This window comes from Prolixibacteraceae bacterium (genome assembly GCA_019856515.1).
In the GTDB taxonomy this organism is placed as follows: domain Bacteria; phylum Bacteroidota; class Bacteroidia; order Bacteroidales; family Prolixibacteraceae; genus Halosquirtibacter; species Halosquirtibacter xylanolyticus.
This window is the reverse complement of the sequence record CP082230.1, coordinates 1,813,841-1,828,864: the sequence shown is the minus strand read 5'-3', so window position 1 is coordinate 1,828,864 and position 15,024 is coordinate 1,813,841. Positions and strand designations below refer to the sequence as shown.

The 15,024-nt window shown below is 35.6% G+C and carries 15 protein-coding genes; 6 read left to right on the top strand and 9 right to left on the bottom strand.

The genetic code is table 11. The features are described 5' to 3' along the window. Positions 1-151: 151 nt before the first annotated feature. From K5X82_06370 to K5X82_06360, 3 genes are all read left to right on the top strand, one after another. Positions 152-814 (top strand): Crp/Fnr family transcriptional regulator, encoded by a 663-nt coding sequence (locus K5X82_06370; protein ID QZT38515.1) that lies wholly within the window; start codon positions 152-154, stop codon positions 812-814. A 70-nt stretch (positions 815-884) separates the two neighbouring features. Continuing rightward, a complete protein-coding gene (locus tag K5X82_06365) occupies positions 885-1,247 on the top strand; it encodes a hypothetical protein (protein ID QZT38514.1) in 363 nt (120 codons plus the stop codon). Positions 1,248-1,312: 65 nt separating this feature from the next. After that, complete coding sequence (locus K5X82_06360) at positions 1,313-1,954, top strand: hypothetical protein (GenBank protein QZT38513.1); 642 nt, start codon at positions 1,313-1,315, stop codon at positions 1,952-1,954. Between the two features lie 50 nt (positions 1,955-2,004). Here the strand turns inward: K5X82_06360 and K5X82_06355 are convergent, their stop codons facing one another. After that, positions 2,005-2,787, bottom strand: coding sequence for a hypothetical protein (locus K5X82_06355; protein ID QZT38512.1), 783 nt, complete (start codon positions 2,785-2,787; stop codon positions 2,005-2,007). Positions 2,788-3,048: 261 nt separating this feature from the next. Here K5X82_06355 and K5X82_06350 point away from each other — a divergent pair, with 261 nt between their 5' ends. Beyond that, a complete protein-coding gene (locus K5X82_06350; GenBank protein QZT38511.1) occupies positions 3,049-5,073 on the top strand; it encodes a tetratricopeptide repeat protein in 2,025 nt (674 codons plus the stop codon). On the opposite strand, the gene murI is transcribed toward K5X82_06350, so the two are convergent. The 8 genes from murI to K5X82_06310 form a co-directional block, all read right to left on the bottom strand. After that, positions 5,070-5,894 (bottom strand): glutamate racemase, encoded by an 825-nt coding sequence (murI, locus tag K5X82_06345; GenBank protein ID QZT38510.1) that lies wholly within the window; start codon positions 5,892-5,894, stop codon positions 5,070-5,072. The genes K5X82_06350 and murI overlap by 4 nt on opposite strands. Positions 5,895-5,970: 76 nt before the next feature. Further along, a complete protein-coding gene (locus K5X82_06340) occupies positions 5,971-6,480 on the bottom strand; it encodes an OmpH family outer membrane protein (GenBank protein ID QZT38509.1) in 510 nt (169 codons plus the stop codon). A gap of 39 nt (positions 6,481-6,519) precedes the next feature. Continuing rightward, positions 6,520-7,035, bottom strand: coding sequence for an OmpH family outer membrane protein (locus K5X82_06335; protein ID QZT38508.1), 516 nt, complete (start codon positions 7,033-7,035; stop codon positions 6,520-6,522). Positions 7,036-7,160: 125 nt separating this feature from the next. Beyond that, positions 7,161-9,734: an outer membrane protein assembly factor BamA gene (gene bamA / locus K5X82_06330; protein QZT38507.1), complete on the bottom strand. Its 2,574-nt coding sequence runs from the start codon at positions 9,732-9,734 to the stop codon at positions 7,161-7,163. Between the two features lie 3 nt (positions 9,735-9,737). Beyond that, complete coding sequence (locus tag K5X82_06325) at positions 9,738-10,481, bottom strand: isoprenyl transferase (protein QZT38506.1); 744 nt, start codon at positions 10,479-10,481, stop codon at positions 9,738-9,740. Positions 10,482-10,487: 6 nt separating this feature from the next. Then, complete coding sequence (locus K5X82_06320) at positions 10,488-11,252, bottom strand: DUF6089 family protein (GenBank protein ID QZT38505.1); 765 nt, start codon at positions 11,250-11,252, stop codon at positions 10,488-10,490. A gap of 159 nt (positions 11,253-11,411) precedes the next feature. Continuing rightward, positions 11,412-12,305 carry an NAD kinase gene (locus tag K5X82_06315; GenBank protein ID QZT38504.1) on the bottom strand — a complete coding sequence of 298 codons (894 nt, stop codon included), beginning with the start codon at positions 12,303-12,305 and terminating at the stop codon, positions 11,412-11,414. A gap of 16 nt (positions 12,306-12,321) precedes the next feature. Then, on the bottom strand, positions 12,322-12,990 hold the full coding sequence (locus K5X82_06310) for a CBS domain-containing protein (protein QZT38503.1): 669 nt from the start codon (positions 12,988-12,990) through the stop codon (positions 12,322-12,324). A 267-nt stretch (positions 12,991-13,257) separates the two neighbouring features. On the opposite strand from K5X82_06310, the gene K5X82_06305 reads away from it, so the two are divergent. After that, the gene (locus K5X82_06305) at positions 13,258-13,974 is read left to right on the top strand and encodes a pyridoxine 5'-phosphate synthase (protein QZT38502.1); all 717 of its coding nucleotides are present in this window, start codon (positions 13,258-13,260) and stop codon (positions 13,972-13,974) included. Positions 13,975-14,134: 160 nt separating this feature from the next. After that, a complete protein-coding gene (locus K5X82_06300; protein ID QZT38501.1) occupies positions 14,135-14,965 on the top strand; it encodes an alpha/beta fold hydrolase in 831 nt (276 codons plus the stop codon). Positions 14,966-15,024 lie beyond the last annotated feature (59 nt).

Here is a 15,024-nt window from a genome sequence, read left to right as displayed (position 1 = left end):
ACCTAAATTGTAACAGTTGTTACACAGGTGAAGTTTTTTTGAAAAAAAGATCTTTTTGTATCTTAAATTGTTTTTTCTACTATATTCACCATGAATTTTAAATGTATCCCATTACCTGTGTTGAGGTAAAATTCAAAATATCACAAAAGTTATGATGGAACAAGTACTGCAAAAGACCATGTTATTTAAAGGTATTCCAGAATCAGAGATTGCTGATATCCTGAATGGTTCAAGATACCGAGTAACGAAATTTACTAAAGAGAGTTTGATTGCCCATGCTGGAGATCCTATCGAAGAGATGATCATTCTTATGGATGGTACCTTAGAGGGTGCGATGTTAGATCTAGCTGGAAATAAATTAAAAATAGAGCTTTTAAATGGTCCAATGCTGATTGCTGCAGCTTTTGTTTATGGTAAGAAAAATAGATTTCCTGTAAATTTACTAGCTAAAACAGATGGCAGATTACTTCGTATTGATAAAAAATCTTTTACTCAATTGTTGACAACACAGTCACAACTTTTAATCAATTACCTAAATATTATTTCGAATAAAGCCCAATTTCTGACGGAAAAGATCACATTCCTCTCTTTTAAGACAATTAGACAAAAACTCGCTTTTTTTCTGTTGAAGAGAGGTCAAAATGAGATTGAACTAAAGGAGTCTCAATCTGCACTTGCAGAACTGTTTGGTGTGACACGTCCTTCTTTAGCAAGAACTATTGGCGAGCTTACTTCAAATAACATCATTTTATGGGAGAGAAAAAAAGTCGTTATATTAGATCTTCAAGCTTTGAAAGATATTCTAATGGAGTAGCTAATTATATTTTTTACAAATGCTATCAGGGTATGAATTGAACAAGAAGTTTAACCGAAAAAAAAGAACCATGAAATTTTATTATTTATCGACATGTTCGACGTGTAAACGTATAATGAATGAAGTAGAACTATCTGAAAATGTAATCAAACAAGACATAAAAACAACTTGCTATACTGAGAAAGATCTTGATGAGATGTGTCATTTAGCAGGAAGTTATGAAGCTCTTTTTAACAAAAGAGCACAGAAGTATAAAGCACTTGACCTGAAAAATAAAAACCTTACAGAAGAGGAGATAAAGCAATATATTTTAAGTGACTATACTTTTCTTAAGCGCCCAGTATTTGTAGACAATAATGTAATCTTTATTGGGAACAGTAAAAAAACAGTCTGCGACCTAAAAGAATATCTAGATGAATTTTCATCAAAGTAAAGCTTTGGGGTCATATAAATTGATTATATTAACCAGCTCATAAATCATATTATAACTCAAAACACATGACGTCAAAAAATCTTAAGATTGCGAAGATAAGTACGCCTAAGAGCATGACAGAGGCTGCTGCTTTATTGGAGAAATTAGAACAAAATAATGTAGATACTGTAAACTGGAATGATTATCCTGTAAAACCAGAGGTTACCTTTCATATTGGTCATGATGATGAAGCCTTTTATATCCATTTTCATGTGCAAAATGAAGAAGTGAAAGCTGTTACAACAGAGATTAATGGAGAGGTATACGAAGATAGTTGTTGTGAGTTCTTCTTTGCTCCAGATGATCAAGGTTATTACAACCTTGAGATGAATGCGATAGGAACATTCTTATTTGGTTATGGCTCTGGTAGAGATCGTGAACGTATTGATGCTTCTAAATTGAATGGAATTAAAGTGTTTAGCTCCCTAGGAACATCACCTGTAGAAGAGACCGAAAAGATAACGACATATACGCTTACTGCGAAGCTTCCTTTTGATGCTTTTGTTAAACATCCTAACTTTAAGCTAGATAAAGAACTATATAAGGGTAACTTTTTCAAGTGCGGCGATAAAACTCCTAAAATGCATTTTGTAACATGGAATCCTATCGGTACTGATCAACCTGATTACCATCGTCCAGAATACTTTGGTGATTTAACTATCAGCTAATTTAAATTTGTTCGATATCTTATGTAAGATATCGAACGAATTTAGTGAGTTTAGAAGCTCAGAACCAAACCGAAATTGACTCCAAAGTTATTGTATTTGATGCCAAGACCATCTTTTAGTGTAAATTCATGATTGGCTCCATTTAATAGACTGTTAAATGTTTTACTACTTGTTCTAAAATAGCTTCCTCCAACGTTAAAATATACATTCTCTGCAATGGAGATATCTACGCCAGCTTTCCATAAAACCCCCAGTCCATTAAAGCTTAAGTCATACTTATTGGGGGTATTATTCCGATCAATCATATTACACGAGGCATAGCCGGCACTGATAGCTGCATAAAAGACCAAATAGTTTGATGCAGCTGTTGTACGTGTCATAATTGATGGGCCGACAAAGAACATACTCGTTTGGTGTTTTAAATCTTGATCAATGACATGTGTCGTGGCTTTGTCCTCATAACTGAAGTCTCCATTATCAAACAGACATTTGTTAAGGTTGGTTTCCATTCCAATACCTAATGATTCAATGATAAAATGGTAATAGCTAGCATCAAAAGCATAGCCACTGTTCTTCGATTCTGTTTTAATTCCTGAAAAATTATTCCAATTCATGCCAAAACCAAAGTTTACTCGGTTTTCCCATATTGATTTCTTGCGATATTCCGATTTAGTTTTTCTCCTTCTCGGTTTTACATATGGATTTTGTTTTAAAGGGGATATCTCTTCATACTGTTCACTTTCGAATTTATTCCCCACTTTATCTTCTGATGAAGCACTACTTATGTTTATATAAAACACAAATGCTACTATTACTAATAATACTTTTCTCATCTTGTCAAAACATTAACTAGAACCATTTATTCAGCTTGATATGTAAATACAATATATCAACACAATAGGTTATCAAATATAGATAAAAAATTATGTTGATTAGTAAACTATTGTCATATTTATTCTCTATCAAATTGATTAGATTTTATTCAAAAGAGTAGAAAAATCAAAAGATTAACAAAAAGAACTAATATGGTGGTATAGTTTTTGAAAGTATATTATCTTGTAAAGGAATTCATTTAATTAAAAAATTGATCTAATTTGAAATCAAATATACTCCTAATTCGTAAGAGATTAATTGTGGTCGTTGCATTAGTTATCCTATGTCTTATAGCCAATCGAAGTTTTGCTCAGTTTAATACCCAACAATATTTCTATCATGGAAGAAGTAAGCTTCATTTTCAAAATTATATAGGATCGATCAAAGATTTTAATATTGTTATTCGCCTAGAATCAAATAATTATGAAGCCTATTTTTTTAGAGCAATAGCAAAACAGTATCTTGAAGATTACTATGGGGCCAAACAGGACTTAGATAAAGCAATTGATATTAAACCATATTATCCTTTGGCATTTATGCAAAGAGGGATGGTAAATCACTCATTAAAGAATTATGAAATTGCTCTTGATGACTATAATCGAGCGATGGAACTTGATGTAAATAACTACTCTATTTACAATAATAAAGGTATAACTGAGATGGCTCTAAAAGATTATAAAGCTGCCATTAAAGACTATTCTCATGCCCTCAAATTGAATGATCGGGCAATCAATACCTATCTAAATCGTAGTATAGCTTACCAAATCGTAGATAGTTTAGATCTCGCTATTAAAGATTGTACTTCCGCAATTAAAATACGGCCTCATTACGATCATGCTTATCTTATTCGTGGGCGTATTAAATTAGAAAAAGATGACTATGCGGGGGCCATTAGTGACCTTAATGAGGCGATTAGACTTAAGCCTCGTTCATCAAATGCATTCTTTGTGAGAGGTCTTGCGAAACAACAACTCGGAGAACTTGATGGTGCTTTGATGGACTATAACATGGCAATTCAGCTTGACCCAAATTTGGCCTCTGCATATTTAAATAGAGGTCTGATAAAGCAAGATCGAAAACAACCAGATGCACAGCGTGATATTCAAATAGCTTCTGCTTTAGACCCTCGTATCGCCAAATTTCAACAACAGCTAAAAGAAGAGGAGAAGAGAAGGGCTAATCCATGGTATTATGCGATTAGTCAAAAAGCAAAAAAGAAGAACCAACAGAAGGTAAACAAAAATAATCCTAAGGTTCAAACAACTCCATCTTCTTCAGCGACGAAATCGACTTCTCCAGATATTATAGAACAGAAAAAAGAGACGATCGATCCTAAGAATATGGATATTGCTCAAAAATTAGAGCGTGGAAAACTTCGTAGGCAGGAAGATAGAACAGGGGCACAACCACCTCTTGTTGTTGGAGATAATGGGAAGGTAACATTAACTACTGAGCAGCCGACAGAAGGGCTTGTCCAAAATATTAATGTCATTATTGAACTAAGCCCGAACTTCGATTTTACTTATTTTGATAAAAATCACCTCGACTATTCTCAGATGCAATATTTTAGTGTTGAGGTCGATGACTTAAACGAGAAGAACCAGCAGAATCCATTCTTAGCCCTAACAAATCATGTGCAGACCTCTGTGTTTAAGTATGATGAGATGCAAAAGTATAAGGAGCATATTGCACTTTTCGATGCATTAGTTGCTACCAGGCAGAATCCAGAGTTGTTCTATTTAGATCGTGCGATATTAAAGAACCTATCCTTTGAGTTCGAAGAAGCCAAGGACGACTTTGAGCAAGCCAAAGAGTATGCGCCTAAAGATATACTTACCTACTTTGGTGCTGCAAATAACCAAGTGGATATGGCTGATTATCTTCGCTCTATTTACAAAACTCAGAAAAATATTCTGATCAATCCAATTAAGGAAGATGGAACAAACTATAGCAGTTATAGGCATGCCATTGAGGATTATAAGAAACTCTTGCGATTGAATCCTAAATTTCATTTTGCATGGTTTAATATGGCAAACACCTATATTAAATTAGAGAATTACCAAGAGGCAATAGTTCATTATAATAAATCAATAGAAGTATATCCAGCTTTTGCGGAGGCATATTTTAATCGTGGATTGACTAAAATCTATTTGAAAGATATCGAAGGCGGTGCTCTAGATTTAAGTAAAGCAGGTGAGCTTGGGATGATACAGGCTTATAATATTATTAAAAGGTACTGTGATTAACCCAATACAATTTGTTGAGAATTTACCTGTTCTCCATAGAATTGGGTAGCTCTCTCATCAAAAAGAGTCGAAGATTCAGTGGTCAAGAAAGATACTACTCCATTCTTTGAACATTGTGAGTCCATCCATGTATGTCTCTCTAGATACGATTTAAGGCTCTCTGCGACAAGATCTCCTTGTGATAACACCGTAATGTAGTTGGGGATGTTGAGCTCTATAATAGGCTTAATTAACGGGTAGTGGGTACATCCCAATAGGATGGTGTCAATATTAGCGGATTGCTGTAATAACTCTTCTACATTTTTTGTTACAAAAAATGCTGCTCCTGATGTGTGAATACTTTGATTCTCTATTAAAGGAACCCACATCGGGCATGCTTGTTGAAATACCTCCATATTTCTTTTTAAAGAAAATTTTGAGATCTCTAATGGATACGATTCTGATTTTACGGTTCCTTCTGTCCCAAGAACTCCTATTACACCAGTTCTGCTAGATTCTATCACATACTCCACACTCGGACGGATTACCCCTAATACTCTCTTATTAGGACCCCAACGATGAAGATCGTTCTGTTGAATGGTTCGAAGTGCTTTCGCACTGGCAGTATTGCAGGCCAGAATTACTAATTCACATCCTTGGGAGAAAAGATAATCAACAGCTTCCTTGGTGTATTGGTAGATAACCTCGAACGAACGAGAACCATATGGATTTCTAGCATTGTCTCCCAAGTATAGATAATCATATTTAGGTAATACATCTACGATAGACTTTAAAACAGTTAATCCACCATAACCCGAATCAAATACTCCAATTGGCCCCATATCTTTTTCTTATATAAACAAATAAAGGTACCCATCGTTCATGGATACCTTTACTATAAGTAAATTCTTTATGTACTTATTTAATACCTAAAGCAACTTTTACTAGAGGTAAAATATCAATGCTTTCGTTTGATTGATACAATACAACACCAGTACTAGTATCCAATACATAAGTCATTCCTTGCTCTTTTGCTACTTTCTTCACTGCAGTTTGAGCTTTCTCTAGAATAGGTTGGAACAATTCTTGTTGTTTCTTTTGAACATCTTGTTGAGCTGCTTGCTGGAAAGTTTGAATACGTTGTTGCATATCTCTCAATTCACCCTCTTTCGTAGAGCGAACAATATCTGTCATGGTTGTACTTGCTTTTTGGTATTCAGCCAATTTCGTTTGGAAATCTTTCTGCAATTCAGCCAATTGATTTTCCAAATTCTTACCATGAGTCTCCATCTGTTTTGTTGCGGCTGCTCTCTCTGGCATCACACTTAACAACTGTTGGAAATTAATATGCCCAATCTTAGTTTGCGCTGAAACCGATCCAGCGAAAAGAACAAAAAATAGAACTAACGTTCTCAATGCGTTTTTCATAGTTATCTTATTTGCGATGTTTTCAACAAATATACTTTATTAATTTTTATATCCAAGTCTTTCAAGTACTACATCACTCAAATCATACTTCGGATCGGAAAAAATGATATTTCCTTGCAAAGCTTTATCCATAATAATTGCATAACTTCCCTCTTCGGCGATGCGTTGCAATGCATTAAAGATATCATCTTGAATTGGTTTTATCAATGATTTTCGTTTCTTAAATATAGATCCTTCTTTACCAAAATACTTTTTCTGAAGACTCTCGTAACTTTTCTGTTTTGTTATGATCACATCCTTACGCCTCTTAATCATATCTGGAGTGAGTAAGATGGACTCTGTTTTTAATTCTGAGCGCATCTTCTCAATCTCTTGGTGTATTTTATCAAGCTCCTCTTGGTATCCCTTTGATGCTTTATTCAACTGCTCTTTTGCAGAGTGAAAGGCTGGAATATTATCCAAAATATAATGACTGTCTACATAGGCAACTTTCTGTGCATATAAACCAAATGTAGTGGCAACAAGCAATAAAAACGATAGAATTATCTTCTTCATGGTGATCTTTTTAAACATTCTTCAATGGTTCAAACATTACATACATCTAACGAATAGATCCATAAATTAGTGTGAATAAAACACTAAAAAAGGGCTTGGTGCTCCAAGCCCTTTTTTAGTTGTCATTAGAATGTTTGTCCGAAGACAAAGTGGTATTGACTTCCGCCATCTGATGCACGCTGTGTATTTGGAATATCAAATCCATAACCCCAATCAAATCCAATTTGACCGATCATTGGTAGGAAGATACGAATACCAGCACCTACTGATCGTTTCAAGTTGAAAGGATCATATGTTGTGGTGTCATACCATGCATTACCCGCCTCTGCAAATGCCAAACCATAGATTGTAGCACTTGGCGATAATGTTAATGGATAACGTAACTCCATCATATATTTATTGTAGATATAGGCTGCACGACCATTCTCTGGAGTGACAGGTGTTAGTGAGTTGTTTCTATAACCCCTCATTCCAATAACACTCGATCCATAATAGCTATATCCCGACATTCCGTCACCACCAACTTGATAAGTCTCAAATGGTGATCTTAAGTTTTCATTATAGTATCCAAGGAAACCATATTCGAACTTAGTTCGTAAGACTAGCTTACGATTCTTTGAAAGTGGAGTATAGATATCTCCAGAAAACTCTGTCTTATAATACTCAATCCATTTATATTTTTCACTATCCTTCATATTTGGATCGCTCCAATCCTTGTTCGAGAATAGAGAATATGGAAGGGTAAATTCAAACATCAATTTAAAGTCTGAACCACTACGTGGATATAGTGGACTATCTACCGAACTTCTTCGTAATAAAGTCTTAAATGTTAGATTATTTGAAACTCCATCCTGCATAAGGAACCCATTCCAGTTATCTAGAGAATATCTTTGATACGAGATTTCATGATACAATGTGAAGAAATCATCAGGCCACTTTAAACGGTGTCCCAATCCAATAGAAGCTCCAAAGACCTGCATCTTAGATGTGATTTCATAGTCCGTAGGATTACCTCCATAACCGTTGCCATAACCACTATTATAACTATTATATCCTGAATAGTAGTTGTAGTTTGAATCGCCACTAGTCTGTTTCGAATAGTAGATATTGAAAGAGAACGAATTTGGCTTCTTACCACCCAACCACGGCTCAACAAATGAGAAGTTGTAGTTCTGATAATACGAACCATTGGTCTGTGCTCTAACACTTAGTGTTTGCCCATCTCCTGATGGTAGAATAGATCCTCCCCAGCCATCATTACTAAATAGTCTTCTTAGTGAGAAGTTATTAAATGTCAATCCTAATGATCCAACAAACATACCAGCTCCCCAACCTCCAGAAAGCTCCACTTTACTATTTGATTGCTCTTCCAATGAGTATTCTATATCTACTGTTCCTTCTTCAGCATGAGGAATAGGAGTAGGGACAATCTTCTCAGGGTTGAAATGTTGTAGCTGTGCTAATTCACGAACCGAACGAATGATGTCTTCACGACTAAATAACATACCTGGTCGGGTACGTATCTCTCTTCGTGCTACGTGCTCGTTGGTTTTGTCATTACCTTTAATGATCACCTTGCTGATGGTTGCTTGACGACCCTCAAAAATTCTCATCTCAAAGTCAATCGAATCATTCTCTACATTTACCTCCACAGGAGTTACGTTGAAGAATAGATAACCGTTATTCATATATTGGTTGGCTACCGCATCATCTTCAACACGTAGACGATCTTCTAGTAGTTTTTGGTCGAAAATATCTCCTGTTTTAATACCCAGTACATTGGCTAGTTGCTCCGAAGTATAAACGGTATTACCTATCCAACGAATATTTCTAAAGAAATACTTTTGACCCTCTTCAACTTCAATCTTAATATCAACACGATTAGAGTGCTCTAAATTAGGAACTACCGTATCCGAAACGATAACCGCATCACGATATCCCTTTTCATTGTATTTATTGATCAAATTGATCTTATCCTCTTTGTATTTATCTTCTAAGAATTTCTTAGAACTGAAAAAGTTCTTTAACTTCCTAGCCTTTGTCTTTTTCATTGCTCTCTCTAATACTCCATCAGTAAGAGCTTCGTTTCCTTCAATAAAGATATCTTGAATTTTAACTTTCTCCTTTTTATCCACTCGGATATCTAGAATCAAGTAATTTTTCATGTCTGGATCATCACGTTGAATAATCGCAACTTCAGTATTGAGGAAACCTTTTTCACGCATCATTGATTGAATAATACGTTTTGCAGTGTTTACACTGTTGTCAGTTACCTGACTACCTTTTAGCAGAAGAACTTTCTCTTCAATATCTTCTCGTTCTCCTTTCGATACTCCTGTAAAGTTAACCTTTGACAAACGTGGACGTTCTTGAAGAAAAATATCAAAATAGATCTTTCCTCGAACAATCTTTGTCGCGGTAATTTTTACATCTGAGAAAAGTCCTTGTTTCCAATACTTCTTAATCGCATTGGTTACTTTCTCTCCTGGAACCATGATGGTTTCACCAACCTCTAGTCCTGAAAGTTGTAAAAGGGTTTCTGTGTCTAGATACTTAATACCTGAGATTTGCAATCCGCCAATCTCATATTCTTTAGGTGTATCATAATATATCGAAAAGTTGGTGCTATCTGAAAGCTGTGCAAACGTGGACAGACACCCCAAAAAGGCAATTACAAAAACTAAGAGCTTCTTTCGCATATGTTATTTATTGATTTGTTCGCTAATTTTACCAAAACGTCTCTCTCGTGACTGATAGTCTTTTAGGGCATCGACTAAATCTTGTTTACGAAAATCGGGCCATAGCACTTCAGAGAAGTAGAACTCACTGTATGCCAATTGCCATAGTAAAAAATTACTTAAACGATATTCTCCACTTGTACGTATTAATAGTTCTGGATCTGGAATATTGCTTGTGTTTAATGAAGTGCCAAATAGGTCTTCATCAATATCTTCGATTTGAAGTTTTCCTTCTTTTACTTGCTCTGCAATTTTCTTTGTGGCATCCACAATCTCCCATCGTCCGCTATAACTCAATGCCAAAACCAAAGTTAGTCCATCATTCTGAGATGTTACATCAATACACTCTTGTAATTTATCTCTGGTCTCCTCTGGTAAACTCGCTACATCACCAATAGTTGTCAGTCTTATATTTTGTTTTAACAAAGTAGGCGTCTCCATTGCAATAGCCTGTACTAACAATTGCATTAAGGCTTGAACTTCCTCTTTTGGACGGTTCCAATTCTCTGTTGAAAAAGCATATAGTGTAATAAACTCTAGTCCAATCTCAACACTTGCTTCCAATGCTGCTCGAACGGATTCCACACCTTGCTCGTGTCCAAAGGATCTGTCGTTCCCCTGCTTTTTTGCCCATCGTCCATTACCATCCATGATGATTGCAACATGGCGTGGGATATTACTCTCATTTAACTGACTTTTTAAACTCATCAACAATTAATTAAAACCGGGACATGCTCTGCACCCGTGGTATACTTGAAAAAAGAGTGAAACTTTCAACTCAAAAATCCAATCATTATTATGTAATGCATCGTTTGCCTTAAACGATGTCGGATATGCTTCTGATAAAATCTTATATGGGTCATCAATATTGTCCGCAGCATCACTAAATAGTTTTTGTGCTATGAATGAAACACTAATACTGCGATAATTTGATAATCTCCATTTTCCTCCTAACTTAAATGGAACACCAACGGTAAAGACCGATTGTTCACCATCAATAGCTGGAGAGAATACATAACCCACATTTTGTGGACCATGTCCATTTTCAGGAAAATATAGAAAATTAAAACCTAGTCCTGTAAAGAATGTGAAATGATTAAAACGACTCTCAACTACAAAAGGTTTCCAATTGAAATCCCAAGATGCACCAATTTCATAATAGTAACGGTTATATTCATATGCTCCCGTACTCGTATTGTCAAGTCCCATCCTGGCGATATTTGGATCAATCGTTCCTTGGTCATATAAGAACCCCACTCCAAAGTGACCTTGAAGTGTGTAACGATCTTTCATATTATATCGTGCTGCTATTCCGAATTTTGGCCGTTGAGCTGAAAATATTGAATTGGAATTAACATCCCCTAACAAATAGTTTGTGGATAAAAAACCTCCTACATCAATAGTGTTTTTATTCTGCCCTATACAACTGCCCATCCACAGCATTCCTAATAAAAGTATTAAACCACGAATTCTAATCATGTAATATGCGATTTATGTGTAATTCTCCTTTATTAGGTAAACGAATGAAATAGAAATATCGTATGATTGGAAAAGCCTAATTATGAATCCAAAATTAACAATCATCTACATTTTCGACTCTAAGATGGGGAATTAATATGAAACGTAAAAACAGATTTATCAATTTCTTTTGTCCGCACCCCACATAAGCTTATTTCTTAACGTATCATAAAAGGTTACGTTCTTTAACTTTAACACTTTGATAACAAATGGAGCTTTATCTATGACAAATTCGCTCCCTATTTCTGCTGGAAAACATCGTGCATCTATGGAAGCCATTATTCGTTCTCCTCGACCTGTAATTTTTAACCTAATCTTTGCATCTTCATTTACAACTAGTGGTCTAACGGTTAAATGATGGGGTGCAATTGCGGTAATCACCAAACTTCCTGTGTTGGGTGCCAATACTGGACCTCCTACACTTAGAGAATAGGCTGTCGATCCTGTGGCTGTGGATACGATCAATCCATCAGACCAAAATGTTGTAAGAAATTCATCATCTACATAGGTCTCTATTTGAATTACTTGTGAGCTATCCTGTTTGTGAACAGTAAAGTCGTTTAATCCAAAAGGAAATGTGCGAAAACATCCATCACTACTTTTGACTCTTAATAACGAGCGAGTCTCTATGCGATAGTCTCCTTTGATAATCGACATTAATGCCGCCTTTAACTCCTCTTTAGGGATATCTGCTAAGAATCCAAGTCTCCCATGGTTAATACCTACCATCGGTATCCCCGAATTTCTTACTAATGCGACACCATCTAAGAACGTGCCATCTCCTCCAATCGAAAAGAAGAAATCACAATCTTCATCTAATTCACTGGGAGTGCTAAATAGTTTGTCAGGTTGTAGATCTTGTCCAATTTCATCTTTAAGATATTCACAGAAAGGACCATAACCTACCACTTCTATATCCTCATCTCTTAAAAACGTAGAAATGCCCTCTAACTCTTTTAAAAAATCCTCTTCCACTGTCTTTCCAAAAACAGCAATTTTAAGCTTCTTGCTCATGTGGACAAATAAATGGTTAAAAATCAAGATATTTCATGAACTCTTCAAAACGATCATGGTACAGATCATTGACTCTTGAGTCATCATTGTAAACACCTTTAATTTTGTAAGTATATCGTTCAAATGTTGCGACAATCGAGGAGACATCCATCACATTCACTTTGATGGTGACCCACATAATTGAGTTGTTAGATTCACTTTTTGTTACAAATAGTGACAATACTTTTGCATTATTGCTCTCTACAATTTGAGATATCTCTGTGAGTGAATAGTCTGTTATCGGCATCTCCAATACCAACAACGCTCCAGGATCTTTTACTGTAGCCAAATCACAGAAGTGCTCTAATACTGTATCTCGTCGAATCGACCCAATATATCTATGTTGATCGTCTAAAACGGGCAATATACTTATTCGAAAACGAAACATCAAACCCAAAATCTCAAATAGATGTTCATCTTTATGTACATGCGGTCGAATAAATTGCATTCGTAAGGACTCAAAGGATGACTCCATATCATTTAATTCTAAGACTCCATTCTCTGAGATGAGGCCAATATAATTCATCCCTTGTATTACGGGTAGGTCCGTAATACGCACCGACTCCATTAAGGATAGTGCTTTTAGTCCATTATCCACCTCCGATAAAGTTGGAATGTCCACTTCTAATAAATCTTTTGCAATCAAAATAATATTCAGTTTATGAAAAAATTAAATTCATTACCTTTGTGATACCAATTCTATGATGAAAGTAGAGGTAATTGGTTTCGAATATATTTCGTCTATGACATGTCAAAAAATGGTAGTACAATCTTTTCCATGGTGATAACTAAAAACGCAGTATATACAAAACCGAACGTAATAACCATCTTCATTTCAATAATGGTATTGTTATAATATAAGAAAGGTCAAAGGTCCTCTCTGTTTTCTTTTAACATTAAATCTCTATCTAAAATGACTAGACTTAGTGTAAATATAAATAAAATTGCCACGCTTAGAAACTCTCGTGGAGCAGATATGCCGAATGTGGTTAACGCAGCAATAAATGCTGAAAAATTTGGTGCAGAAGGGATCACTGTTCATCCTCGTCCTGATGAAAGACATATTACATACCAAGATGTAGACGATCTTTCGAAGGTGGTTACTACCGAATTTAATATTGAGGGATATCCCAATAAAAAATTCATGGAATTGGTTTTGAAATACAAGCCAACCCAAGTAACCCTTGTTCCTGATGCACCTGATGCCATCACTTCTAATGCAGGATGGAATACTATAGACAATAAGTCATTTTTGTCCGAAATTGTTCAAGAATTACGTAATGCAGATATTCGTACTTCTATTTTTGTAGATCCAGACCCTAAAATGGTCGAAGCTGCTGCAAACATCAAAGCCAGTCGTGTGGAACTCTATACTGAACCCTATGCTGCGATGTACTCCATTGATCGTGATGCTGCGATCAAAGATTATATCGAAGCTGCTGATGTTGCTTATATGAATGGTTTGGCAATCAATGCAGGACATGATTTGAACCTTGAAAACCTGGCGTATTTTGCACAACAAATACCAATTCTTGCTGAAGTGTCTATTGGACATGCACTCATCTCCGATGCCATTTATCTTGGCATGGAGCTTACTATATTGAAATATAAAGAGTGTCTCCGACGCTAAAAAATACCGAGGGAATTCACTACTACAATTGAATTCCCTTTTTTAGTTTCTCTTTCCATATCCACTTTGAGTTCAGCCTTTGTAATGATAGATTCTCTATGAAATGATGGAGGATCTCTACTGTATTTAATAGTGGGGTGGTGATAAAAAATTTAAATAAATGAATACCAACATAGCAAACCTTCACTATCGCAAGATGGGCAAGGGGGATCCGTTGATTATTCTTCATGGTCTATACGGTTCATCTGATAACTGGATCTCTATTGCCAAAGCATTAGAGTCAAAATTCACAATCTATCTTGTGGATTTACGTAATCATGGTAAGAGTCAACATAAGTCTACCCACTCTTTTGAGGATATGACGAATGACCTTCTCGCTTTTATCAATGAGCAAGGGATTCAGAAAACGTCACTTCTTGGACATAGCATGGGAGGAAAAGTGGTGCTTCATTTTGCACTTCAATATCCTGAAATGGTTGACCATCTTATTTTGGCAGATATCGTACCACGAAACTATCGAGATAACCCTGGTCGTGCAAATCAAGCAGATCAACATAAAGAAATTCTTCAAGGACTTTTATCTGTCGATTTAGAGAAGCTAAAAAGTCGTAAAGAGGTCGATGAATTCCTTCAGCCTATCATTGAAAATGAGGCATTAAGAGATTTTCTTTTAAAGAACCTAAAGAATAATCTTTCGGAAGGTAAACTACAGTGGAGACTTAATCTTCAAGTTCTATTCGATGCCATTGGCGGTTTAATGTCTAGTGTTAATTATCAGGATATTCAAAATATGGATAAGATCCCACAATTAGATATTACGCTGATTAGAGGATTGCGCTCATGGTATATTGCTGACGAAGATGTAACAAAAGTGAAAGAGTTGTTTCCATCTCTTCGAGTATACAATATTCCTGATGCTGGTCATTGGTTACATGCACAACAACCACAACTTGTTGTGGATGCCATTTTAGATACTACGAATAAGAATTAAAAGAGAACCCTTTGTCCGATTGATTTATCATAATCAGACGAAGGGCTTTTAAATGCTTC

Excerpts from the sequence above, each read along its gene's own strand:
- K5X82_06360 (QZT38513.1), top strand. The coding sequence starts at position 1,313 with ATGACGTCAAAAAATCTTAAGATTGCGAAGATAAGTACGCCTAAGAGC.
- murI (QZT38510.1), bottom strand. The coding sequence starts at position 5,894 with ATGGGGCCAATTGGAGTATTTGATTCGGGTTATGGTGGATTAACTGTT.
- K5X82_06320 (QZT38505.1), bottom strand. The coding sequence starts at position 11,252 with ATGATTAGAATTCGTGGTTTAATACTTTTATTAGGAATGCTGTGGATG.
- K5X82_06370 (QZT38515.1), top strand. The coding sequence starts at position 152 with ATGATGGAACAAGTACTGCAAAAGACCATGTTATTTAAAGGTATTCCA.
- K5X82_06315 (QZT38504.1), bottom strand. The coding sequence starts at position 12,305 with ATGAGCAAGAAGCTTAAAATTGCTGTTTTTGGAAAGACAGTGGAAGAG.
- K5X82_06300 (QZT38501.1), top strand. The coding sequence starts at position 14,135 with ATGAATACCAACATAGCAAACCTTCACTATCGCAAGATGGGCAAGGGG.
- K5X82_06325 (QZT38506.1), bottom strand. The coding sequence starts at position 10,481 with ATGAGTTTAAAAAGTCAGTTAAATGAGAGTAATATCCCACGCCATGTT.
- K5X82_06335 (QZT38508.1), bottom strand. The coding sequence starts at position 7,035 with ATGAAGAAGATAATTCTATCGTTTTTATTGCTTGTTGCCACTACATTT.
- K5X82_06365 (QZT38514.1), top strand. The coding sequence starts at position 885 with ATGAAATTTTATTATTTATCGACATGTTCGACGTGTAAACGTATAATG.
- bamA (QZT38507.1), bottom strand. The coding sequence starts at position 9,734 with ATGCGAAAGAAGCTCTTAGTTTTTGTAATTGCCTTTTTGGGGTGTCTG.
- K5X82_06355 (QZT38512.1), bottom strand. The coding sequence starts at position 2,787 with ATGAGAAAAGTATTATTAGTAATAGTAGCATTTGTGTTTTATATAAAC.
- K5X82_06305 (QZT38502.1), top strand. The coding sequence starts at position 13,258 with ATGACTAGACTTAGTGTAAATATAAATAAAATTGCCACGCTTAGAAAC.
- K5X82_06340 (QZT38509.1), bottom strand. The coding sequence starts at position 6,480 with ATGAAAAACGCATTGAGAACGTTAGTTCTATTTTTTGTTCTTTTCGCT.